The 21643-nt window shown below is 61.7% G+C and carries 22 protein-coding genes; 9 read left to right on the top strand and 13 right to left on the bottom strand.

Annotated elements, in window-relative coordinates:
• Positions 1-80: 80 nt before the first annotated feature.
• The 3 genes from AAHA41_RS15220 (at position 81) to AAHA41_RS15210 (ending at position 3593) form a co-directional block, all read left to right on the top strand.
• Positions 81-1595 carry a YifB family Mg chelatase-like AAA ATPase gene (locus tag AAHA41_RS15220; protein ID WP_323069994.1) on the top strand — a complete coding sequence of 505 codons (1515 nt, stop codon included), beginning with the start codon at positions 81-83 and terminating at the stop codon, positions 1593-1595.
• A gap of 126 nt (positions 1596-1721) precedes the next feature.
• Positions 1722-2621, top strand: a complete 900-nt coding sequence (locus AAHA41_RS15215; RefSeq protein WP_323069996.1) for an acyltransferase — start codon at positions 1722-1724, stop codon at positions 2619-2621.
• Between the two features lie 6 nt (positions 2622-2627).
• Entirely contained in the window at positions 2628-3593 is a 966-nt protein-coding gene (locus tag AAHA41_RS15210) for an acyltransferase (protein WP_323069997.1), read from the top strand.
• Here the strand turns inward: AAHA41_RS15210 and AAHA41_RS15205 are convergent.
• Both AAHA41_RS15205 and AAHA41_RS15200 read right to left on the bottom strand, forming a co-directional pair.
• Positions 3518-4021, bottom strand: a complete 504-nt coding sequence (locus AAHA41_RS15205; RefSeq protein ID WP_323069999.1) for a DUF523 domain-containing protein — start codon at positions 4019-4021, stop codon at positions 3518-3520. The two genes, AAHA41_RS15210 and AAHA41_RS15205, sit on opposite strands and share 76 nt — an antisense overlap.
• Complete coding sequence (locus tag AAHA41_RS15200) at positions 4018-4668, bottom strand: DNA mismatch repair protein MutT (RefSeq protein WP_158113487.1); 651 nt, start codon at positions 4666-4668, stop codon at positions 4018-4020. The genes AAHA41_RS15205 and AAHA41_RS15200 overlap by 4 nt, the downstream gene beginning before the upstream one ends.
• Before the next feature lie 74 nt (positions 4669-4742).
• On the opposite strand from AAHA41_RS15200, the gene AAHA41_RS15195 reads away from it, so the two are divergent.
• Positions 4743-5378: a nicotinamidase gene (locus tag AAHA41_RS15195; protein WP_323070000.1), complete on the top strand. Its 636-nt coding sequence runs from the start codon at positions 4743-4745 to the stop codon at positions 5376-5378.
• 1 nt (position 5379) lies between these two features.
• Positions 5380-6558 (top strand): nicotinate phosphoribosyltransferase, encoded by a 1179-nt coding sequence (pncB, locus tag AAHA41_RS15190; RefSeq protein ID WP_041209470.1) that lies wholly within the window; start codon positions 5380-5382, stop codon positions 6556-6558.
• A 71-nt stretch (positions 6559-6629) separates the two neighbouring features.
• Here the strand turns inward: pncB and AAHA41_RS15185 are convergent, their stop codons facing one another.
• The 9 genes from AAHA41_RS15185 to rph form a co-directional block, all read right to left on the bottom strand.
• Complete coding sequence (locus AAHA41_RS15185) at positions 6630-7238, bottom strand: thiol:disulfide interchange protein DsbA/DsbL (protein ID WP_041209469.1); 609 nt, start codon at positions 7236-7238, stop codon at positions 6630-6632.
• A gap of 217 nt (positions 7239-7455) precedes the next feature.
• On the bottom strand, positions 7456-8445 hold the full coding sequence (locus AAHA41_RS15180; RefSeq protein WP_323070001.1) for a serine/threonine protein kinase: 990 nt from the start codon (positions 8443-8445) through the stop codon (positions 7456-7458).
• Positions 8446-8519: 74 nt separating this feature from the next.
• Positions 8520-9971 (bottom strand): cytochrome c oxidase accessory protein CcoG, encoded by a 1452-nt coding sequence (ccoG, locus tag AAHA41_RS15175; protein WP_042031955.1) that lies wholly within the window; start codon positions 9969-9971, stop codon positions 8520-8522.
• A gap of 155 nt (positions 9972-10126) precedes the next feature.
• Entirely contained in the window at positions 10127-10390 is a 264-nt protein-coding gene (locus AAHA41_RS15170) for a YihD family protein (RefSeq protein WP_005306857.1), read from the bottom strand.
• Between the two features lie 30 nt (positions 10391-10420).
• Positions 10421-11575 carry a diguanylate cyclase gene (locus tag AAHA41_RS15165; protein WP_041209466.1) on the bottom strand — a complete coding sequence of 385 codons (1155 nt, stop codon included), beginning with the start codon at positions 11573-11575 and terminating at the stop codon, positions 10421-10423.
• An 83-nt stretch (positions 11576-11658) separates the two neighbouring features.
• Positions 11659-12048 carry a Cu(I)-responsive transcriptional regulator gene (gene cueR, locus AAHA41_RS15160; RefSeq protein WP_041209465.1) on the bottom strand — a complete coding sequence of 130 codons (390 nt, stop codon included), beginning with the start codon at positions 12046-12048 and terminating at the stop codon, positions 11659-11661.
• Between the two features lie 10 nt (positions 12049-12058).
• The gene (locus AAHA41_RS15155; RefSeq protein WP_323070003.1) at positions 12059-14491 is read right to left on the bottom strand and encodes a heavy metal translocating P-type ATPase; all 2433 of its coding nucleotides are present in this window, start codon (positions 14489-14491) and stop codon (positions 12059-12061) included.
• A 179-nt stretch (positions 14492-14670) separates the two neighbouring features.
• Positions 14671-15324, bottom strand: a complete 654-nt coding sequence (gene pyrE / locus AAHA41_RS15150; protein WP_010676102.1) for an orotate phosphoribosyltransferase — start codon at positions 15322-15324, stop codon at positions 14671-14673.
• Positions 15325-15399: 75 nt separating this feature from the next.
• Positions 15400-16116 carry a ribonuclease PH gene (gene rph, locus AAHA41_RS15145; protein ID WP_026080315.1) on the bottom strand — a complete coding sequence of 239 codons (717 nt, stop codon included), beginning with the start codon at positions 16114-16116 and terminating at the stop codon, positions 15400-15402.
• A 146-nt stretch (positions 16117-16262) separates the two neighbouring features.
• Between rph and AAHA41_RS15140 the strand changes: the two genes are divergently transcribed.
• Positions 16263-17126, top strand: coding sequence for a YicC/YloC family endoribonuclease (locus tag AAHA41_RS15140; RefSeq protein ID WP_323070004.1), 864 nt, complete (start codon positions 16263-16265; stop codon positions 17124-17126).
• A gap of 113 nt (positions 17127-17239) precedes the next feature.
• On the opposite strand, the gene AAHA41_RS15135 is transcribed toward AAHA41_RS15140, so the two are convergent.
• Positions 17240-18145 carry a LysR substrate-binding domain-containing protein gene (locus tag AAHA41_RS15135; protein ID WP_139426484.1) on the bottom strand — a complete coding sequence of 302 codons (906 nt, stop codon included), beginning with the start codon at positions 18143-18145 and terminating at the stop codon, positions 17240-17242.
• 120 nt (positions 18146-18265) lie between these two features.
• Between AAHA41_RS15135 and AAHA41_RS15130 the strand changes: the two genes are divergently transcribed.
• From AAHA41_RS15130 to AAHA41_RS15120, 3 genes are all read left to right on the top strand, one after another.
• A complete protein-coding gene (locus AAHA41_RS15130; protein ID WP_323070006.1) occupies positions 18266-19393 on the top strand; it encodes an S-(hydroxymethyl)glutathione dehydrogenase/class III alcohol dehydrogenase in 1128 nt (375 codons plus the stop codon).
• Between the two features lie 48 nt (positions 19394-19441).
• Positions 19442-20278 (top strand): S-formylglutathione hydrolase, encoded by an 837-nt coding sequence (gene fghA, locus AAHA41_RS15125; protein ID WP_323070008.1) that lies wholly within the window; start codon positions 19442-19444, stop codon positions 20276-20278.
• A gap of 181 nt (positions 20279-20459) precedes the next feature.
• On the top strand, positions 20460-21389 hold the full coding sequence (locus AAHA41_RS15120) for a LysR family transcriptional regulator (RefSeq protein WP_323070009.1): 930 nt from the start codon (positions 20460-20462) through the stop codon (positions 21387-21389).
• On the opposite strand, the gene AAHA41_RS15115 is transcribed toward AAHA41_RS15120, so the two are convergent.
• Positions 21386-21601, bottom strand: coding sequence for a hypothetical protein (locus tag AAHA41_RS15115; protein WP_323070011.1), 216 nt, complete (start codon positions 21599-21601; stop codon positions 21386-21388). The two genes, AAHA41_RS15120 and AAHA41_RS15115, sit on opposite strands and share 4 nt — an antisense overlap.
• Positions 21602-21643: the final 42 nt, after the last annotated feature.

Genomic DNA, 21643 nt, shown 5'->3' with positions numbered 1-21643 from the left:
ATTCCCCAGCCGGAACTCTGGAATAAAAAACCAACAACAAGCAGTTAGTCAGAACATATATCAACTCAAGGACGGGATTTATGTCATTAGCTGTGGTTTATAGCCGTGCCAGCCTCGGGATCGCGGCCCCGCAAGTTACAGTGGAAGTTCACCTCTCCAATGGCCTGCCCGCCTTCAACATGGTCGGCCTGCCGGAAACCTCGGTGAAGGAGTCGCGGGATCGGGTGCGCAGCGCCCTGCTCAACGGCAATTTCGAGTTTCCGAGCAAACACATCACGGTCAATCTGGCCCCCGCTGATCTACCCAAGGAGGGGGGCCGTTTCGATCTGGCCATCGCCATTGGGATTCTCGCTGCTTCCAAACAAATACCTGCAAAATACCTGCTCGATCACGAATTTTTAGGCGAATTGGCCCTGACCGGCGAAATTCGCCCCGTGCTCGGGGTGCTACCCGCCGTGCTCGCCTGCCGCGATGCGGGACGCACCCTGCTGGTACCGCGGGAGAACGGCCCCGAAGCCTCCCTGATTCAGGATGCCGAGGTGCGCACCGCCCACCAACTGCTGGCCGTCACCGCCTGGCTGGCCGGCCAGTACGAGCTGCCACTGCCGGCTCAACTAAGCGCGGAGAGCCTGCCCGATGTACCGGATCTGCAGGATGTGATCGGCCAGTCACAGGCCAAGCGGGCGCTGGAGATCGCAGCCGCCGGCAGCCACAACCTGCTGTTCATCGGCCCGCCCGGCACCGGCAAGAGCATGTTGGCCAGCCGTCTGCCCGGCATTCTGCCGCCGCTGAACGAGCAGGAAGCGCAGCAGACTGCCGCCATCCACTCCATCGGAGGTCTCACCCCGCGCGCCGGTCACTGGCACCACAGACCCTATCGCACCCCGCACCACAGCGCCTCGGCGGTGGCGCTGGTGGGCGGTGGCAGCCACCCGCGGCCCGGCGAAATATCGCTGGCCCACAACGGAGTACTGTTTCTCGACGAGCTGCCCGAGTTCGAGCGCAAGGTGCTCGACTCCCTGCGCGAGCCACTGGAGACGGGCCATATCACCATCAGCCGGGCCGCCCGTCAGGTGGATTTCCCCGCCCGCTTCCAGCTGGTGGGCGCCATGAATCCCAGCCCCTGTGGCCACTATGGCGATGGCCAGACCCGCTCCAGCCCGGATCAGATCTTGCGCTACCTCGGCAAACTCTCCGGCCCCTTTCTCGACCGCTTCGACCTGACGGTGGAGGTGCCACTGCTGCCCAAGGGGAGTCTGACCGGCAAGGCGGAGCGGGGGGAGTCGAGCCGGCAGATCCGTGATCGGGTGCTGGCGGCACGGGAGCGGATGCTGAGCCGCAACGGCAAGCTCAACAATCTGCTGGATAGCCGCGAGATAGAGGATATTTGCCGACTATCACCGCAAGATGCCGAATTTTTGGAAGGTGCCATCCAGAAGCTGGGGCTCAGTATCCGGGCCTGGCACCGCATCCTGCGGGTATCTCGTACCATCGCCGATCTGGCCGGGCAACCCGCTATCGGCAAGGAGCATCTTATCGAGGCGCTCGGCTACCGTGCCATGGATCGGCTGCTATCGCGACTGCGCAGCAGCTGACAGAAGGGAAAGGGTGAGTCCAACCCCGTAACGGCTCTGAATGGTCTCACGGGCCATCGGCTGATATTATGGCCACAGATCTGACCACTTGATGGCCCTTTATCGACAGCAAGACGGACCCGACTCATGCCCAACAAGCTGATAGAGCGACTGCGCGGCAGCCTCTCCACCCTGCTCTATTTTTTCAACACCCTCTTCTGGTTTGTTCCCATCTTCTCGCTGGGTCTGCTCAAACTTCTGCTCCCCATCAAGGGGTGGCGTACCCTCTGCAACTGGCTGCTGGATGGCTGTGCCAGCTGCTGGATAGGTTTCAACAATCTGATCCAGAAAACCATCATCAGAACCCCTTTCGATGTGGTCGGAGTGGACAAAGGGTGCCGGAATGAGTGGTATATGGTGATTGCCAACCATCAATCCTGGGTCGACATACTGGTACTGCAGCGGGTTTTTAACCAAAAAATTCCCTTCCTGAAGTTTTTCCTCAAGAAAGAGCTGATTTGGGTACCTTTTCTCGGTCTGGCATGGTGGGCGCTCGACTTCCCCTTCATGCGGCGATATTCCAGGAAATTTCTGGAAAAGCATCCCCATCTGAAGGGAAAAGACATAGAGACAACCCGTAAAGCCTGTGCCCGGTTCCGCCACATTCCAGTGAGTGTGATGAACTTCGTCGAAGGCACCCGCTTCACCAAGGGCAAACATCAGAAGCAGGGTTCGCCCTATCGTCACCTGCTCCATCCGCGCGCAGGCGGCATCGCCTTTACTCTGGCCGCCATGGGTGACCAGTTGCATCAACTGGTGGATGTCACCATCGCCTACCCGGACGGCATTCCCAGCTACTGGGATTTCATGTGCGGCCGGGTCGGGCAAATCAAGGTTCAGATCCGCTATTTGCCGATCGACCGCAAACTGGTGGGGGATTACTTCAATGACCCCGAGTTCCAACAAGAGTTTCAGCAGTGGCTGAACGGGATCTGGCACGAGAAGGACCAGACCCTGAACCAGCTGCTGGCAACCAAGGCGCAGTAAACACTCATGTTATCCATGCTTCCCGGCCCGCTGGTGCTGCTCATCAGCGCCGGCCTGACCATTCTCTTTACCGCCTTGTGCGCCAGCCTGATCCTGCTGGTTTCGCTGGCCAAACTGCTGCTGCCGGTGCCAGCCTTTGGCCGCGCCTGCAGCCGCCTCAACAACCGCTTCATGCGCCTGTGGCTGGCCTGCAACGCGCTGGTGATCCGCCTCACCACCCGCATCGACTGGCAGGTGGAAGACAGCACCCGGCTGCGCAAGGATGGCTGGTATCTCATCATCAGCAACCACATGAGCTGGACCGACATCGTGGTGCTCGGCCACCTGTTCCGGGATCGGCTGCCGGTGCCCAAGTTCTTCATGAAGCACGAGCTCATCTACATCCCGCTGCTGGGGCTCGCCTGCTGGGGGCTCGATATGCCCTTTATGCGCCGCTACTCACGGGAATTCCTGCTGCGCAACCCGCACCTGCGCGGCAAGGATATCGAGACCACCCGCAATGCCTGCGAGAAGTTTCGCCACATCCCCACTACCGTCATCAATTTCGTGGAAGGGACCCGTTTCACCGAGCAGAAACGGGATGCGGCCCGCTCCCGCTATCGTCACCTGATGCCGCCCAAAGCGGCAGGACTGGCCTTTACGCTGGCCGCCATGGGCGAGCAGTTTGACAGCTTGATCAACGTCACCATCCGCTATCCGGACAACGCCGAGACCCCGTTCAAGGACTTCCTGATGGGGCGGGTAAAACGCATTCAGGTACGGATCGAGGAGCTGCCGGTGGATGAGGCGCTGATAGGGGATTACTTCAACGACAAGCAGTTCAAGCGCGGTTTTCAGGAGTGGCTAAACCAGCGCTGGCAGGAGAAGGACGAGGTGCTGGAGGGATGGCAGAACGGTCAGGCGCCGCTGCCGGTGGCCGCCAAATCCGGGGATGAATCCAAAGAGAGCGCAGAAGCCAACTCGGCCAACTGATCCTCGGAGAACACTGCAATACCGTGGCGGCGCAGCAGGGCGGTGGTCTTGCCCTCACCCGCCACAGAAACACCTTCGAAGCGGCCGTTATAGATACGGCCGCTGCCACATGAGGGGCTCCCCTCTTTCAGCAGGGCGAAGCGAATACCCTGCGCCTGACAGATTTCCAGCGCCAGCTCGGCGCCGCGGTCAAACTCTTCAGTCACATCCAGCCCGCTCGCCGTCACTACCCGATCGCCCTGCCGCTCGGCAGGAGGGCGCGGGGTCGGCAGACCGCCCGCCACTTCGGGGCAAAAGGCCAAGACCCGCCCCTCGGCACCCAGCTCACTCAGCCAGTCGCTGACGATCCCCTTGCTTTGACCATCGTAGCGCACCGGCTGACCCAGCAGACAGGCGCTTACCAGCACTCGAACAGGGGATGCGCTCATGCTTCCGCTCCGTGCATCACCTGATCGAACATCACACAGCAGGGGCTTTCCATCCTGTAGAGAATGGCGGGGCGCTGTTTGCCGGTACGCTTGCGGCCGGTATCCACCAGAATGTCGGCGCGATGGATCCGCTTGCGAAAGGCGGCCGTATTCATGGGGGTTTGCAGGATGATCTCGAAGGCACGCTGCACCTCGGAGAGGGTGAATTCGGTGCCAAGCAGTTGCAGCGGCAGGGTGCTGTAGCGGCTCTTGATGCGCAGTCGCTCCAGCCCCTTGGCGATGAGCTGGAGATGGTCGAAGGCGAGGCTCATGCCCGGCAGGGTCGAAACCGGATGCCAGCAACCGTGGCGGGTCTCCACTTCAGGCGCCACCAGACAGAGGTAAACCAGGGTGGTGGACCAGCCACGGGGATCCCGCTCCAGATTGCCGAGAGTACAGACCTGCTCGCTGTAGCAGTCACCCAGCCCCCACTCCGCCAGCAGGCGGCGCTGGGCGGCGTCCAGATCCCGGTCCAGCGTCTCGTCGATACGGAGGGCAGGCAGTTGCCAGCAGTTGGCAAAAGGGGGGCGATCGCGGGTCTCGAGCAGCAGTTCGAGCCGCTCCTCATGCAACCGCAGCACCACCATATCCAGACTCATTCTCAGCATCCCGATCGCCCTGCTCGCCTTCCATTAATGTTTGGTAGATAATATCACACGAATAGTATGTGCAGGAGCCAATCATGGGAACCGTCGCCAGTCTGGATATTGATGCGCAGAAGGGCTTTACCCCTCTCTGCCCGAACGAACTGCCCGTCGCGGGCGGGGATGATATTGTGGCGGCCCTCAACGCTCAGGCCACCCTCGCCAGCCTGCGCATCGGCAGCAAGGATGCCCACCCCGCCAATGCGGTCTGGGTGGCCAGCGAGCCTGCTACCATGCTGCAACCGCTTGATTTTCCTAACGCCGATCTCACCTGGCCGGTACACTGCGTCCCCGGCAGCAAGGGATTCGAGCTGCTCGACGGCCTGCCCGCCCCTATCGATTACGACTTCTTCATCTGGAAGGGAGTCGAGCCTGACCTGCACCCCTATGGCACCTGTTTCCACGATCTGGCCGAGCGCCGCAGTACCGGCCTCATCGAATTCCTGCAAGCCCGTGGTGTCACCACTGTGCTGGTCGGCGGCCTCGCCACCGACTACTGCGTCAAGACCAGCGTGCTGCAACTGCGCCGCGCCGGTTTCCGGGTGATCGTCCACCTCGATGCCTGCCGTGGCATTGCGCCCAAGACGATTGCCAGCGCCCACACCCAGATGATCGAGGCTGGCGCCGAACTGGCCCAGACCCTGACCGATGTTCAACGCCTGCTGGACGCCTGATATGCCCCCTATCCTAACCAGCCTGCTCGACACCGACGCCTACAAGCTGCACATGCAGCAAGCGGTGTTTCATCGCTATCCGGATGCCGAGGTGGTGGCTGAATTCCACAGCCGCAACGAAGAGGACCTGCTGCCCATGATGGGGCAGATCGAGGAGCAACTGCGCCTCGCCGGCTCCCTGCGGCTGACCAAATCCGAGCACCACTTTCTGGCCGAGCGCCCCTTCTTCACCCCTGACTACCTCGACCATCTGCGCCGCAAGCCGCTCGACGCCTCCCTGCTGAAGGTGTTCGAACAGGATGGCCGCATCAATGTGCGGGTCGAGGGGCCGTGGCAGGATGTGATCCTGTGGGAGATCCCGGTGCTCGCCATCATCAGCGAGATGCGCAACCGCTTCCGCTACCCCCAGTTTGGCGTCAGCCACGCGCTGGAGCGGCTAGATCAGAAGCTCGACAAGCTGGAGCGAGAGCTGAGTCGCGACGAGATGAGCGAGTTCAACCTCATCGACTTCGGCACCCGCCGCCGCTTCTCCCACGCGGTACAGGATGCCGTGGTGGGTCGCCTCAAGGAGCGGCTGCCGGCATTTCGCGGCACCAGCAACTACATGCTGGCCCAGAAGTACCAGCTGCCTGCCGTCGGCACCCAGGCCCACGAGTGGTTCCAGGCGCACCAGCAGCTCGGCTTCCCGCTGGAGCACAGCCAGCGCGCCGCCCTCACCAGCTGGCTGGACGAGTTCACCGACCATCTCGGCATCGCGCTGACCGACTGCATCACCATGGATGCCTTCCTGCGCGACTTCGACTTCGAGCTGGCCAGCCGCTATCAGGGCTTGCGCCACGACTCCGGCGATCCTGTGGTATGGGGCGAGAAGGCGATCAGCCACTATCAGCGCCTCGGTATCGACCCTGCCGAGAAGACCCTGGTCTTCTCCGACGGCCTCAATCTCGACAAGGCGGTCGAACTGTTCCGCCACTTCCGCGGCCGAATCAACACCAGCTTCGGCATCGGCACCAAGCTCACCTGCGACCTGCCCGGCGTCAGCCCGATGAACATCGTGTTCAAGCTGATCGAGTGCAATGGCGGCCCGGTTGCCAAGATCTCCGACAGCCCGGGCAAGACCCTCTGCCGGGATGCGGAGTTTATCCGCAACCTCAAGCAAGCGTTCCACGTCGGGGTCTGACCTGCCAGATTGCCAGAAAACAAAAAGCCCGCCGGTTTGCACCGGCGGGCTTTTTATCGATTCAAGAGTGATCAGTCTTTCTTGGCCAGCAGGAATTTCACCAGCTGGTTGAACTGCTCCTGAGAGGAGATGGATTCAATTTTGATCATGTACTTGCCGTTCACCAGGAAGGCAGGTACGCCACGGATGTTGTAGCTCTCCATGTTGCGATCGAACTGGGAGACCATGCCGGACACGGCGAAGCTGTCGACGGCGCCGTCAAACTCTTCGGCCGGTACACCGTTAGCGACGAAGAGCTGCTTCACGTCATCGCGGCTCATCGGCGGCTGACGCTGAACATGGATCTTGTTGAAGATGGCCGGGGTCAGCTTGGCTTCGGCGTTGAGCAGGCTGGCAACGGCGTAGGCACGCTGCATCTCCGGGCCCATTTCACGGCCGAGGAAACCGACCGGGTTCTTCTTCAGGGTGACACCCTTGGGCAGCTCGGCTTTCATCTGCTCGACGATCGGTTCAAAGGTGGCGCAGTGCGGGCAGTAGTAGGAGAAGAACTCCATCACTTCCGGCTGGGCGGTACCAGTCTGTTTCACCACATCGTAGTTGACGCCTTCCTTGAACTCGGGGGCGGCGTGAACCATGGGGATCATCAGCATGGCAGCAAGGAAAAATAGGATTTTTTTCATGATGTTTCCTGTTAAGGGATCACTGTGAGGCACGCCCGGCGAACCGAAGCAGTGCCAAGCCTATTGCGTCACCTCTGCCCAGTCAATGGCCAGAACAGGAGATTGAGTCCCTCTTGCCGCTCATTTCCTCCCCTCGCTGCCGACCGGTGATCAGGAGCGGCGACAGCCCGCGCATAACCGCTGCTGACTCATCCCTCAGCCACTCCGGCCAGCTGGCTCACCAGCCGGGCGTCAGGGTGAGCGGCGGAGCCTTGAGCGCCTCCAGCTGGTCGTGCAGGGTCGCTATCTGCTGACGCCAGTAGTGATCGGTATTGAACCAGGGGAAGTGACGGGGGAAGGCCGGGTCTTCCCAGCGCCGTGCCAGCCAGGTCATGTAGTGGACGATGCGCATCGCCCGCAGCGGCTCGATGAGCGCCAGCTCGCGCGAATCGAACTCCATGAACTCCTCGTAGCCAGCCAGCAGGGTGTCGAGCTGGATCAACTGCTCGTTGCGCTCGCCATTCAGCATCATCCAGAGATCCTGAACGGCAGGGCCGGTGCGGCAATCATCGAGGTCGACAAACATGGGGCCATCGCGCCAGAGGATGTTGCCCGGGTGGCAGTCACCATGCAGGGAGATCTGCGCCACATCGAGGGTCATGGCGTCGCTGACATGCTTGATCAGCTCGTCCAGCACCCCGAAGAACTGCTTGGCCAGCCCGCTTGGCAACCACTCGCCAGACGCCAGCAGCTGACGCGGCTCGTGCAGCATGCTATCCACGTCGAGACGAACCCGGTGGTGGAACGGCTTGCTGGCTCCGAGTTGATGGATGCGGCCAAGATAGCGCCCCACCCACTCCAGCTGGTCGAGGTTGTCCACCTCGAACTGGCGTCCCCCGACGCTCTGCCAGATGGCAAACGGGTAGCCCTCATGCTCCAGCAGGGTCTCGCCGGCAAAGGCGAGCGGCGCGGCGACCGGGATCTCCTCCTCACAGAGGCGGGCGGCAAACTCGTGCTCTTCGAGGATCTGGGCCCGGCTCCAGCGGCCGGGTCGGTAGAACTTCACCACATAGCGGCGACGATCCTCATCCTGAAACTGGTAGACCCGGTTTTCGTAGCTGTTGAGCTCGATAAGACCGGAGTCGAGCCGCAGACCGCTGAGATCCAGCGCATCCATGATGAGGTCGGGAGTGAGATCGGAATAGTTGAAACGCATGTCATCCACCATAAGAAAGGGGCGCCGTTGCGCCCCATTCTATCACTACTGCCCGCCATTGCCGTGCATGGCGGCAGGCCAGACCGTTACAACCGGCCGATAAACTTGCTGCCCTGACGCAGGTTGCCCTTGCTGTCATCAGGGGCGGCCCCTTCCCGCTTGAGCACGAACTGGATATCCAGCGTCGGCCGCTTCAGGTTGTAGGGATCCACCGCCAGACTGACCGGCAGGGTGTAGATCTCGCCCGCCTTCAGAGTCACTTCACGGGGGCCGAACCACTGATACTCGGGCAGCCCCTCCACATCCAGCTGGTAGGTCTGGGGTTGCAGGGTCTTGTTGAGGATCTTGAGGGTATAGGTGTTCTCGATAAGCCCGTCGTTGTTCTCGCGGAACAGCTGGTTGCGATCCCGCAGGATATCGAGCCCCATCGGCATGATGGACATGGCGTTGTAGGCAAACACCCCCAGCATGGTGGCCATCACCAGGCCATAACCAATCAGCTTGGGCCGCGCCACATGGGTAGAGTCGTTGGCCAGCTTGTGCTCGGTGGTGTAGCTGATGAGCCCCTTCGGATAACCCATCCGCTCCATGGTCTGGTCACAGGCGTCGACGCAGGCGCCGCAGTTGATGCACTCGTACTGCAGACCGTCACGGATATCGATACCGGTCGGGCAGACCTGCACGCAGAGGTCGCAGTCGATGCAATCACCCAGCCCCAGCGCCTTGTAATCGGCCTTGCGCGAGCGGGCACCGCGGGTCTCGCCCCGCTTGGGGTCATAGCCGACGATGAAGGTGTCCTTGTCGAACATGGCGGACTGGAAGCGGGCATAGGGGCACATGTGGATACACATGATGGCGCGCATCCAGCCGGCGTTGCCGTAGGTGATGATGGTGAAGAAACTCACCCAGAACAGCACCCAGCCGCTTGCCTTGAGGGTCAGCACATCCGGCACCAGCCGGGTCACATCCTGGAAGTAGGCGACAAAGGTCAGGCCGGTGACCAGCGAGATGAGCAGCCAGGCCAGATGCTTGGCCCCCTTGCGAGCCAGCTTCTCGCCGCTCCAGGGGGCTTCGTCCAGCTTGCGCCGCTTGTTGGCCGGCCCCTCCAGCTTCTCTTCGAACCAGATGAACATGAAGGTCCAGACCGTCTGCGGGCAGAGATAACCACACCAGACCCGACCGAGGAAGGTGGTAATAAAGAAAAGCCCGAAGGCGGCGATCATGAAGAGCCAGGCGAGCAGGGTCAGATCCTGCGGCCAGATGGTGGCACCAAAGACGTGGAACTGCTGATGGCCGAGGTCGAACAGCACCGCCTGTCGCCCCTCGTAGCGCAGCCAGGGCAGCAGCACGAAGAGGGCAACGAAGAACCAGCCCATCCCTTTGCGCACCCGCTGCCAGTAACCGGTCTGGGCCCGGACGTAGATACGGTTGCCGGGGTTGAATCTGTCATCGCTGGCTTTGAACGTATTGGGGTTGAAAGTCCCGGTTACGCTCTTGTCGGTGACATCCTTGATATCGATTTTCTCGTGATCGGCCATTACAAGACATCGCTCCCTTATTTGTTATGGAGCGGATTATATCTTAAACAACCTGCTAATTGTGTGGATTAGATGTATCTAATATTGGGGTTGGATCGCAAATTTCGGCAACAAAAAAGCACATCACCTTGCGGTGATGTGCTTCTGTTAAAGATTCACTTGATTCCGCGCGCCTTGAGCAGTGCCTCTTTGAAATCGGGCACATGATCCTTGGCCAGACCCGGGATCATCGCTTGCTTGTCGGATTCCCGCATCTTGAGGTGATAGATCAGCATGTCGTCGGTCAGCTCGGACAGGGGACCTTCAAAACCCGCTTCTTCGGCCAGTTTGGCAACAAACTGCACCAGGCTGAGATCCTGTTCCTTGATCCAGGCAGGCTGCAACAACTCCAGCAGCTCTTCGATACGATGACATTGCATAGACAACCTCTTTAATCTGTCTGTATTAACTCAGGCAACCTTACCCATCAAGGCTACTTCGATTCGATCCCGCCCATTATGCTTGGCCTGATAGAGGGCCGCATCCGCTTTTTGGATCAAATCGGCGATTTTCATGCTGTTGTCCGGTATCAGAGTGGCAACACCAAAGCTACATGTGACCCGACCGGAGACCAGTGATTTCTGGTGCGGGATGGCCAGCTCCTTGAGGGATTGCCGCACATTGTCCGCCACCTGCAGCGCCCCCTGCATGCCGGTGCAGGGCAGCAGCAACGCAAACTCCTCGCCACCGTAACGGGCCGCCAGATCGTCCTCGCGCCGCTCCACCTCGGCCAGCAAACCAGCCACCTGTTGCAGGCAGTCATCCCCCAGCTGGTGACCATAGAGATCGTTGAACTGCTTGAAGTAATCCACATCCACCAGCACCAGTGACAGCGGTGCCCGGGCCCGGTGGCAGCGGCGCCAGGCGCGCTCCAGACAGTCGTCGAGATGGGCACGGTTGGCGATGCCGGTCAGGCCGTCGAGACGGGAGGTGAGGCGCAGATGTTCGGAAACCGCTTTCAGCTCTGCCACCAGTTCGGCGTTGGAGAAGCGGTGGTGGAGCGAGGCGATCTGATCCCGCCGCAGACGGCGCAGCAGGGTCGGCAAGAAGACGAAGAGGTAGCCCGCCAGCATGCAGGAGACAATCCGCTCCTGCTCATTGCCCGCCCCCAGCTCGAACAGCATGGCGCACCCGAGCGGCAACACGGCACCGTAGAGCGAGCGGCGACTGCCAAACAGCATGATGGCGCTGCCGGTGAGGATCAGGCTGGTGAGCATCATCATGGCCGCGCGATAGGTGTCGGGCAGCTTGTCCATGTAGAGCAGCACACCCAGCGCCCAGCTGATGGAGGTGATGGTCACCCCGATAAAGAGCTCCCGCTCCAGCAGGGGCAGCGGCGTCTGGTGCAATCTGGGCTGGCGCCAGCGCAGATGCCAGCCACGGCACAGCAGCAACAGCAACACCCCGACCAGCCACCCGAGCGCTTCACTGGCGGGCAGGTAGTCGTGAAAAAGCAGACTCCAGCCAAACGCCAGCAAGCCCAGACAGGGCAGACTGAACGAAGCATGGGTGTAGAGCTGGACCATGATGGCCTGCCTGACCTGACGTGTCACACTCTGGGTCAACTGAGTACTCCTGTACAAGAGCCAAGCAGTCTACCACTACCCCTCATTGAGCAACAATAAAGCGTTTTTTATTAAGCAGTTACTCAACCGCGCTCCAGCTCGTCGAGGATCGGGCACTCGGGGTTTTCATCCCCGTGACAGCAGCAGACCAGCCCCTCCAGCGAGCTGAGCATGGCCTGCAGCCCGGCGATGCGAGCCCGCAGATCGACGATCTTCTCCTGAGCCAGCTTCTTCACCTGGGCACTGGTTCTGTGCTCGTCACGGTAGAGCGCCAGCAGCTCCTGACACTCCTCCAGATTGAAGCCGGTCTCCCGCGCCCGCTTGACGAAACGCAGCTCGCGCAGGGCCGATTCGGTGTAGCTGCGGTAGCCGTTGTCGCTGCGCACCGGCGCCGAGATGAGGCCGATGCTCTCGTAGTAACGGATGGTTTTGGCGGTCAGTCCCGTGGCCTTGGCTACCTTGCTGATGTTCATGGATGACTCCTTAACGGTTCGATTCAGTGCTGACATTGTGGCTGACCTGGGCAAGTGCCCGTGGCTGCCAGCGTTTCAGTAACAGGGAATTGCTCAAAACTGTGATGCTGCTCAGGGCCATGGCCGCCCCCGCCAGCTCGGGGCTGAGGTAACCCAGTGCCGCCAGCGGAATGCCGATGATATTGAACACGAAGGCCCAGAACAGATTCTGCTGGATGGTGCGCCAGGTCGCCGCCGAGATATCGATGGCATCGGCCACCAGCCGCGGGTCGGATCGCATCAGGGTGATTGAAGCGGTCTCCATCGCCACATCGGAGCCGGAGCCCATGGCGATGCCGACATCCGCCGCCGCCAGCGCCGGGGCGTCGTTCACCCCGTCCCCCACCATGGCCACCAGCCCGCGGGTTTGCGCCCGCAGCGCCGCGACCTTCTCCACCTTGCCGGCTGGCAGCACGGAGTCGAAGGCCCCGTCCAGCCCCAGCTTGGCGGCGATATGGGCCACCGGCGCCGGTGCATCGCCGCTCACCAGCCAGCTGGCGATGCCGCGCTGGCGCAGGGTGGCGATGGCTTCCGGGCTCTCGGGGCGCAGGGTATCGGCCAGCGCCGCGATGCCGGCGACCGTGCCATCAACGGCAACCCAAACCCGGGTCGCGCCGTCGGCGGGCTGTTCATCCTGTTGCGGCTGCTCAATACCGAGCTGGGCCAGCAGGGAGCCATTGCCGATGGCGACCCTGTGGCCGGCGACCTGCCCCACTATGCCAGCACCGACCCGCACCTCGACAGCTTCTGGCTGGGGCAGCACTCCCTCCTCACCGACTGCCTCACGCATCGCCAGCGCCAGCGGGTGTTCACTCGCCTGCTGCAGGGCGGCGGCGAGGCGCAGCTGCTCGTCATTACCGCTCCAGCTCGCCAGCACAGGTTTACCCTGAGTGAGCGTGCCGGTCTTGTCGAAGATGAGCGCCTTGATGGCGTGGGCCTTCTGCAGGGTATCCACATCCTTGATCAGAATGCCGTGGCGCGCCGCCACCCCGGTGCCAGTGACGATGGCCGCCGGTGTAGCCAGCCCCAGCGCACAGGGGCAGGCGATCACCAGCACCGCCACCGCTGCCAGCAGCGCCTGACCGAAGTCGTTGCTGATGGCGTACCACACCAGCAGGGTGAACAGGGCGATGGCCATCACCACCGGCACGAACACGGCGGAGACCTTGTCCACCAGCTGTTGTAGCGGGGCCTTGCCCATCTGGGCACTCTCCACCAGTGCGATGATCTTGCTGAGGCTGGAGTCCTCCCCCACCGTAGTGGCTTCAATTTCCAGCACGCCGGAGCGGTTGATGGCACAGCCCAGCACCTTGTCGCCCGCACTGCGCGGCACCGGCAGGCTCTCGCCGGTGAGGATAGACTCATCCAGCTCGCTGGCGCCGCTCACGATTTTGCCGTCCACCGGCACCCGCTCTCCCACCAGCACCCGCAGCCGATCGCCGCGCAGCACCTCGTCAATGGCGACGCTCTGCCAGCTCTCGCCACGCCAGACGGTGGCGGTTTCCGGCCGCAGCGCCATCAGTTCGCGAATGGCGGACTGGGTGCTGCGTCTGGCCCGAGCTTCCAGCAACTTGCCGAGGGAGATCAGGGTAATGATGATGGCGCTCGCCTCGAAATAGAGCTTGCCGCTGGCAGCCATCCCCAGCGTCAACAACAGATAGAGACTGTAGAAGTAGGCCGCGCTGGTGCCGGTTGCCACCAGCACATCCATATTGGCGGCGCGGTTCTTGATGGCGAGCCAGGCGCCGCGATAGAAGCGGGCACCGATCCAGAACTGCACCGGGGTGGCGAGCAGCAGCTCCAGCCAGGCGGGCAGATGCCAGGGGAACAGTCCGGCCATGGCAAGCATCCCCACCAGCAGCGGCAGGGTCAGCAGGGCCGAGACGATGACCCGGGTTTGCGCCTGACGGGCAGTGGCGGCCTCCTGCGCTTCTCGCTCCAGCAACTGCTGGCGGCGGCCGCTGGCCGAGCCTTGTGCCAGCTGGGCGCCAAAGCCGAGCGCTTCGACCTGCTCGCGCAAAGCGGCCGGGGTCTGCATCCCGGGGACCAGCACGATCCGGGCCTGTTCGATGGAGAAATTGACCTCTGCCGAGATAACGCCGGGCAGCGCGGCCAGCATCTTGTTCAGTCGAGCCGAACAACCGGCACAAGTCATACCGGTAATTTGAAACAAAAAGGTCTCGCTGCCGTAGTCATAACCCTGACTTTTGATGCTGTCGAGCACCGCAGGCAGACGGTCGGGGCTGGCCAGCTCGATGGCCGCCTGCTCCAGCGCGAAATTGACGGTGGCCGATACCCCGTCGAGTTTGTTGAGACTGGTCGCGATACGGCCTGCGCAGTTGGCGCAGCTCATGCCGCTGAGCGGCAACTGCAGATGAATGGGTAATTGAAGATGAGTGGTCATGTTGTTCCTCCCCGGAACCCGTCGGCACCACAAAACGCCGACTTGCAAACCCTAACCTTTACTGTAAGGGCAAGCTCAAGCCACATGATCCACTTTTTGCAGATGAAAAAAACGGCGCCCGTTTGCTGCCAGAGAACAAACGGGCGCCGCATTCAGCTATTGCGCGGTGTGAGCGGAACTCAGATACCGTACTGGGCGCGGTAAGCCTTCATGGCCGCCAGTTGCGCCGCCAGCTCCGGCTGTTCGGCCTGCTTCTCTTCCAGATACTGGATCAGGTCGCTCATCTGGATGATGGCGATGATGTGGGCGCCGTAGTCACGCTCCACCTCCTGAATGGCGGAGAGCTCGCCCTTGCCCTTCTCCTGACGGTCCAGCGCGATCAGCACACCCGCCAGGGAGGCGCCGTTGGCCTGGATCAGATCCATGGATTCGCGGATGGCGGTGCCGGCGGTGATGACATCGTCCACCAGCATGATGCGCCCCTTGAGCGGACTACCCACCAGATTGCCGCCCTCGCCATGATCCTTGGCCTCCTTGCGGTTGAAGCACCAGGGCACATCCACGTCATGCTGCTCCACCAGCTGCACCGCGGTGGCGGAGGCGATGGGGATCCCTTTGTAGGCCGGGCCAAACAGTACATCGAACTCGATACCGGCATCCATCAGGGCGGCGGCATAGAAGCGGCCGAGACGGGCCAGATCGCGGCCGCTGTTGAACAGACCGGCGTTGAAGAAGTAGGGGCTTTTACGACCGGATTTCAGGGTAAATTCACCGAATTTGAGAACCTGTTTCTCCAGGGCGAACTCGATAAATTGACGCTGGTAGGCTTTCATTCTGGCTCCTTGCTTGGCTTGTCGTTGTCTTGTGTGGGGGTATAAAAAAACGCGGTCAATGCCGCGTTTTTAAAATCAGGAGAGCGACTGCTTCTGCAGCGCAATGATGTCGGCGATGCCGCCCTTGGCGAGCGCCAGCATCTCCAACAACTCTTCATGGGTGAAGGGCTCGGCCTCCGCGGTGCCCTGCACCTCGATGATGCGACCATCTTCGGTCATCACCACGTTCATGTCGGTCTCGGCGGCGGAGTCTTCGATGTACTCCAGATCGCAGATGGCTTCGCCCTGATACATGCCGACGGAAACGGCGGCGATCATCTGCTTGAGCGGGCTCTGCTTAATCATGCCCTTCTCGACCATCCAGTTCAGCGCATCCACCAGCGCCACACAGGCACCGGTAATGGAGGCGGTACGGGTGCCGCCATCGGCTTGCAGCACATCACAGTCAACTGTGATGGAGTGCTCGCCAAGGGCGGTCAGGTCTACCGCCGCGCGCAGGGAGCGTGCGATCAGCCGGGAGATCTCCAGAGTACGGCCACTCTGCTTGCCGGAGGCCGCTTCGCGGTTCATCCGGGAGTGGGTGGAGCGCGGCAACATGCCGTATTCGGCGGTGACCCAGCCCTGATTCTTCCCTTTCAGGAAGCGCGGCACGCTGGTGTCGACGCTGGCGGTGCAGAGCACGCGGGTGTTGCCGAATTCCACCAGCACGGACCCTTCAGCATGCTTGGTGAAGTGGCGGGTAATGGTGACCGGACGAAGCTGCGCGGCAGTGCGATCGCTTGGACGTGACATGGGACGGACCTCTGGGCTGGCTGAATTGGCGCAGGAGTATAAGCCATCGCGGCCCAAATATCAGCCGCTAAAACCAACACTTCGGCTGACGCACCAGCCCCCGCTGGGTATAATCCAGCCACACTTCATCAAGCCCGGAACAATCAATGATTCACAGCATGACCGCCTACGCCCGCAAGGAACTCAAGGGCGACTGGGGCACAGCCGTTTGGGAAATTCGTTCGGTCAACCAGCGTTATCTGGAGACCTACATTCGCCTGCCGGAGCAACTGCGCAGCCTGGAGCCGGTTCTGCGTGAGCGTTTCCGCGCCAAACTGCAGCGCGGCAAGGTGGAGTGCAACCTGCGCTTCGAGGCCGCTCAGGCCGCAGCCAGCCAACTCCATATCAATGAAGAGCTGGCCAAGCTGATTATCGACAGCGCTAGCTGGGTAATGAAAGAGGCGGGTCAGGGCCAGCTCAATCCGGTCGATGTACTGCGCTGGCCGGGCGTCATGGCTGCCGCCGAGCAGGACATGGACGCGGTTGCCACCGAACTGATGGCTGGTTTCGACCTGACCATGGAAGATTTCCTCGCCTCCCGCGCCAGCGAAGGGGCCAACCTCAAGACGCTGATCGAACAGCGTCTGGCCGGCATTCAGGTGGAAGTGAAGAAGGTGCGCGTCCATCTGCCGCAGATCATCGAGTGGCAGCGCCAGAAGCTCACCGACCGGCTGGCCGAAGCCAAGGTTGAGCTGGATCCGGCCCGTATCGAGCAGGAGATCGTCATGCTGGCCCAGAAGATCGACGTTGCCGAAGAGCTGGATCGTCTGGAGATGCACATCAGCGAAACCAACAAGATCATGAAAAAGGGTGGCGCCTGTGGCCGTCGTCTCGACTTCATGATGCAGGAGTTCAACCGCGAGTCGAACACGCTCGGTTCAAAGTCGATCAACGCCGAAGTGACTCAGTCCGCCGTCGAGCTGAAAGTCCTCATCGAGCAGATGCGCGAGCAAATTCAGAACATCGAGTGATGGGTCGCTGACTATCCGGTTGTTACCTGCAAAAGAGCCCCTGATTTCTCAAGGGCTCTTTTATTTTCAGGCCATGGGGTTTGCCGCCTGTGAGCCAACGAGCAAGAGAAGCCCTAGCCTATCGGCATCACCAGCGCCGGTTGGTGCGGGTCGCTCAGCCGTTCGGCCAGATAGTCCACCAGCAGTCGCACCTTGGGGGAGAGGTGACGGTTGTGGGGATAGAGGGCCCAGATCCCCTCTGCCGGAGCCCGCAGTTCGGGCAGCAGCTCGATCAGCTCCCCCCGGGCCAGATGGTCGCTCACGTAGTAGTCTGGCAGCTGGATGATGCCGATCCCCTTGAGCGCTGCATCCAGCAGGGCGTGGCCGCTGTTGCACTGCAACAGGCCGCGCACCCGCACGCTGTGGGGGCGGCCATCCAGGGTGAAGTGCCACTCGTCGCTGTTGCCCACCAGACAGGTGTGGCGGGTCAGCTCGGAGAGGCTGTTGGGGATGCCGTGGCGGGCGGTATAGGCCGGTGAGACACAGACATAGGGCACCCGCTGCGCCAGCTTGCGCGCCACCAGCGTCGAATCCTTGAGATGGCCGAGCCGCAGCGCCAGATCGTAACCCTCGTGCACCAGATCCAGCAGCTGGTTGGTCAGGTTGAGGGTCACCTCCAGCTGGGGGAAGCGCACCATGAAGTCGTTCACCAGCGGGGCTATGCGGCTCTCGCCGTAGGAGACGGGGGCCGTGATGCGCAGCGACCCTTGCGGCACCGCCTGATGACGCCCCACCGCCAGCTCCGCCTCGTAGAGGTTGTCGAGCAGCTGGCGGCAGTGGCGATAGTAGATCTCGCCAAGCTCGGTGAGCCGCACCTGACGGGTGGTGCGCAGCAGCAGCTTGGCCTGCAGCCGATCTTCCAGCTGTGCCACCTGACGGCTCACTTGCGCCACCGACACCCCCAGCTTGCGCGCCGCCGGGGTAAAGCCCCCCTGCTCGGCCACGCTGACAAATTCACAGATCCCTTCCCAGCCGAACATTATTACCTGTGTGTAAAAGTGATTTGAGATTTGCCCTCATTATCACCAAATCGGCGGGAAACTACACTGAATGCCCGAACTCATCTCTGTTCACCCTGCTCAACAAGAAGGATGTCATTCATGGCACAGGTTCAAAGCATCAAGTGTAAAGCCGCCATCGCCTGGGGCCCGGGTCAGCCCCTCTCCATTGAAGAGATCGAGGTCATGCCGCCGCAAGCGGGCGAGGTGCGGGTGCGCATCGTCGCCACCGGCGTCTGCCACACCGATGCCTTCACTCTCTCCGGTGAGGATCCGGAAGGGGTCTTCCCCTGCATTCTCGGCCACGAGGGGGGCGGCATAGTCGAATCGGTCGGCGAAGGGGTCACCAGCGTCAAGGTGGGCGATCACGTGATCCCGCTCTACACCCCCGAGTGCGGCGAGTGCAAGTTCTGCAAATCCGGCAAGACCAACCTCTGCCAGAAGATCCGCGCCACTCAGGGCAAGGGGCTGATGCCGGACGGCACCACCCGCTTCTCGAAAGATGGCCAGCCCATCTATCACTACATGGGCACCTCCACCTTCAGCGAATACACGGTACTGCCGGAGATCTCCATCGCCAAGGTGGATCCGGCCGCCCCGCTGGAAGAGGTCTGCCTGCTCGGTTGCGGCATTACCACCGGCATCGGCGCCGTGATGAACACCGCCAAGGTGAAGGAGGGTGAGAGCGTCGCCATCTTCGGGCTGGGTGGCATCGGCCTCTCGGCGGTGATCGGTGCCCGTTTGGCCAAAGCCGGTCGCATCATCGCCATCGACATCAATGAGAGCAAGTTCGAACTGGCCCGCAAGCTGGGCGCCACCGACTGCATCAACCCGAACGACTATGACAAGCCCATCCAGGAGGTGATCGTCGAACTGACTGACGGCGGCGTCGACTTCTCGTTTGAATGCATCGGCAACGTCAAGGTGATGCGCGCGGCGCTGGAGTGCTGCCACAAGGGCTGGGGCGAGTCGGTCATCATCGGCGTGGCCGGTGCCGGCCAGGAGATCAGCACCCGTCCGTTCCAGCTGGTCACCGGTCGGGTCTGGCGCGGCAGCGCCTTCGGCGGGGTGCGCGGTCGCAGCGAACTGCCGAGCTATGTGCAGCGCTACATGCAAGGTGAGTTCCGCCTCGATGACTTCATCACCCACACCATGCCGCTTGAGCAGATCAACGAGGCGTTCGATCTGATGCACCAAGGCAAGAGCATCCGCACCGTCATCCACTACTGAGCATGATCACCCCGCCCGCCATCGTGGGCGGGGTGCAGGAGTCCTTCGATGAATCTGGAGATTATCAGCAGCAACAAGAGCTTCGGCGGCTGGCACAAGCGCTATCGCCACAGCTCCACCGTGCTCGGCTGCGAGATGAATTTTGCCATCTATCTGCCGCCCCAGGCTCTCACCGGCCAGAAGGTGCCGGTGCTCTACTGGCTCAGCGGCCTCACCTGCACCGATGAGAACTTCATGCAGAAGGCGGGGGCCCAGCGTATCGCCGCCGAGCTGGGCATAGCACTGGTGGCGCCGGACACCAGCCCTCGCGGCGACGGGGTGGCCGACGATCCCGGTTATGACCTCGGCATTGGAGCAGGCTTTTACGTCAATGCCAGCCAGAGCCCCTGGCAGGCGCACTACCAGATGTATGACTACGTCACCCGCGAGCTGCCTGACTTGATAGAGACCCACTTCCCGGTCTCGACCCACCGCGCCATCAGTGGCCACTCCATGGGCGGTCACGGTGCGCTGATCGCCGCGTTGCGGGAGCCCGGTCGCTACCGCTCGGTCTCGGCGTTCAGCCCGATCTGTCACCCGAGCCGCTGCCCCTGGGGCCAGAAGGCGCTCGGGGCGTATCTCGGCAGCAATCCTCTGCTGTGGCAGGAGTGGGATGCCTGCCAACTGCTGCGCCACCAGCCGGTCACGCCGCTACCAACCTTGGTAGATGTGGGGCTGGATGATCCCTTCCTCGCCGAGCAGTTGCATATCGATGCGCTGGCCGAGGTGGCGGCCAGCAAAGGGTGGCCGCTGGAGCTCAACCGCCACGAGGGCTATGACCACAGCTACTACTTCGTGGCGAGCTTTATCGAGGCGCACCTGCGCTTTCACGCCCGCCACCTCTGATCAACACAGGCCCGTAACGGGCCTGTTTCAGTTAGTGTTGTGGTGATCGGACAAGATCCGCCTTGCTGCTCGTGGTAACGGCATGCCAGAGCATCAGTGGCAGCAGCCTCCGCATAATACCGGCTTGCCCTGGCCAAGGTCGGCCGATTACCCTTGAGAATTGCGATGGAGGAGGTATCCCGTGAACTACGACGTTTCGTTGTTGGAGATAAAGCTGTTTCTGATGACCACCCGGTTTGGCAGCTTTTCAGATGTGGCGCGTCGGCAGGATATGACCCCTTCGTCCGTCTCGCGCAAGATGGCGCAGTTGGAGGAAAAGGTGGGCTCCAAGCTGCTGCACCGTCATACCCGCTCCATCTCCCTCACCGAGGAGGGGGTCGCCTTTGCCAAACAGTGTGCCGAGATCCTCCAGCAGTATGAGCGGGTAGTCGGCCAGATCGAGCAGCGGGCGGATACCCCGAGAGGCACCATCCGGATCAGCGCGCCGGTCGCCTTTGGCCGGCTGCATATCGCCCCCTATCTGACCGAGCTGCTGGAGCGATACCCCCTGCTCAAGGTCGAGCTGCAACAGACGGATCACTATGTCGATCCGGCGGCCGAGTCGATCGACCTGCTGATCCGCATCGGGATCTCGCAAGACTCCTCCCTGCGAATGAAGCAGTTTGGCCAGCAGCACTACGTGATGGCGGCCAGCCCGGACTACCTCAATCGCCATGGCGAACCGGTCAGTCCGGATGAGCTGGCGCAGCACAACTGTCTGGTCTTCAAGGGGAGCAATGGCCTGCAACGCTGGTTCATCGGCCAGGAGCAGCTGCAACCCTATGAGGTGAGCGGCACCCTCTACAGCAACAATGCCGATACCCTGGTTGCCGGCGCGGTGGCGGGTGCCGGGATTGTGGTGTTCCCCACCTGGCTCATCGGCGAGGAGCTGAAAACCGGGCGGCTCAAGCCGATCATGACCCGGTTCACCGTCTCCACCAGCGTGGAGCAGCAGGTGATCAGCGCGCTCTATCTGGAGACCGACCAGCTCGCCGCCAAGGTGAGGGTGGTGATCGATTTTCTGGCGGGAAAATATGGCTCTCCCTGCTACTGGGATGCCAGACAGGTTTAGCCAGACAGCCTGCCGGTCAGCTTGTGCAGCGCCGGCAGCAAGACAAAGACGACGCAGGCCACGATCACGCTGTCGATGAGCAACACTGCGACTGGTGCGGCGGGGTCGAGCTGCCATCTCGCCAGCAGCGGCGCCATCCAGCGCGGGATCAGCAGTGTCAGCGGAAAGATGATGGCCAGCACGTGCAGGTATTCGCCAAGCTGTTTTTTCATAAAGCCTCTGATGTTGTGGCAGCCAAGCCAGTGGCAAGAGTG

The sequence above is a fragment of the Aeromonas sp. SER genome (genome assembly GCF_038739615.1).
GTDB lineage: Bacteria > Pseudomonadota > Gammaproteobacteria > Enterobacterales > Aeromonadaceae > Aeromonas > Aeromonas jandaei.
Note: the sequence above shows the minus strand (reverse complement) of the source record. Positions and strands in the feature narration are given on the sequence as shown.

Bases quoted from the DNA above. Each gene is read 5' to 3' on its own strand.
- AAHA41_RS15210 (WP_323069997.1), top strand. From the start codon at position 2,628: ATGTTATCCATGCTTCCCGGCCCGCTGGTGCTGCTCATCAGCGCCGGC.
- AAHA41_RS15205 (WP_323069999.1), bottom strand. From the start codon at position 4,021: ATGAGCGCATCCCCTGTTCGAGTGCTGGTAAGCGCCTGTCTGCTGGGT.
- AAHA41_RS15140 (WP_323070004.1), top strand. From the start codon at position 16,263: ATGATTCACAGCATGACCGCCTACGCCCGCAAGGAACTCAAGGGCGAC.
- AAHA41_RS15185 (WP_041209469.1), bottom strand. From the start codon at position 7,238: ATGAAAAAAATCCTATTTTTCCTTGCTGCCATGCTGATGATCCCCATG.
- fghA (WP_323070008.1), top strand. From the start codon at position 19,442: ATGAATCTGGAGATTATCAGCAGCAACAAGAGCTTCGGCGGCTGGCAC.
- AAHA41_RS15170 (WP_005306857.1), bottom strand. From the start codon at position 10,390: ATGCAATGTCATCGTATCGAAGAGCTGCTGGAGTTGTTGCAGCCTGCC.
- AAHA41_RS15115 (WP_323070011.1), bottom strand. From the start codon at position 21,601: ATGAAAAAACAGCTTGGCGAATACCTGCACGTGCTGGCCATCATCTTT.
- pncB (WP_041209470.1), top strand. From the start codon at position 5,380: ATGCCCCCTATCCTAACCAGCCTGCTCGACACCGACGCCTACAAGCTG.
- AAHA41_RS15180 (WP_323070001.1), bottom strand. From the start codon at position 8,445: ATGGTGGATGACATGCGTTTCAACTATTCCGATCTCACTCCCGACCTC.
- ccoG (WP_042031955.1), bottom strand. From the start codon at position 9,971: ATGGCCGATCACGAGAAAATCGATATCAAGGATGTCACCGACAAGAGC.
- AAHA41_RS15215 (WP_323069996.1), top strand. From the start codon at position 1,722: ATGCCCAACAAGCTGATAGAGCGACTGCGCGGCAGCCTCTCCACCCTG.
- AAHA41_RS15130 (WP_323070006.1), top strand. From the start codon at position 18,266: ATGGCACAGGTTCAAAGCATCAAGTGTAAAGCCGCCATCGCCTGGGGC.
- AAHA41_RS15200 (WP_158113487.1), bottom strand. From the start codon at position 4,668: ATGCTGAGAATGAGTCTGGATATGGTGGTGCTGCGGTTGCATGAGGAG.
- AAHA41_RS15155 (WP_323070003.1), bottom strand. From the start codon at position 14,491: ATGACCACTCATCTTCAATTACCCATTCATCTGCAGTTGCCGCTCAGC.
- AAHA41_RS15135 (WP_139426484.1), bottom strand. From the start codon at position 18,145: ATGTTCGGCTGGGAAGGGATCTGTGAATTTGTCAGCGTGGCCGAGCAG.
- cueR (WP_041209465.1), bottom strand. From the start codon at position 12,048: ATGAACATCAGCAAGGTAGCCAAGGCCACGGGACTGACCGCCAAAACC.
- rph (WP_026080315.1), bottom strand. From the start codon at position 16,116: ATGTCACGTCCAAGCGATCGCACTGCCGCGCAGCTTCGTCCGGTCACC.
- pyrE (WP_010676102.1), bottom strand. From the start codon at position 15,324: ATGAAAGCCTACCAGCGTCAATTTATCGAGTTCGCCCTGGAGAAACAG.
- AAHA41_RS15220 (WP_323069994.1), top strand. From the start codon at position 81: ATGTCATTAGCTGTGGTTTATAGCCGTGCCAGCCTCGGGATCGCGGCC.
- AAHA41_RS15195 (WP_323070000.1), top strand. From the start codon at position 4,743: ATGGGAACCGTCGCCAGTCTGGATATTGATGCGCAGAAGGGCTTTACC.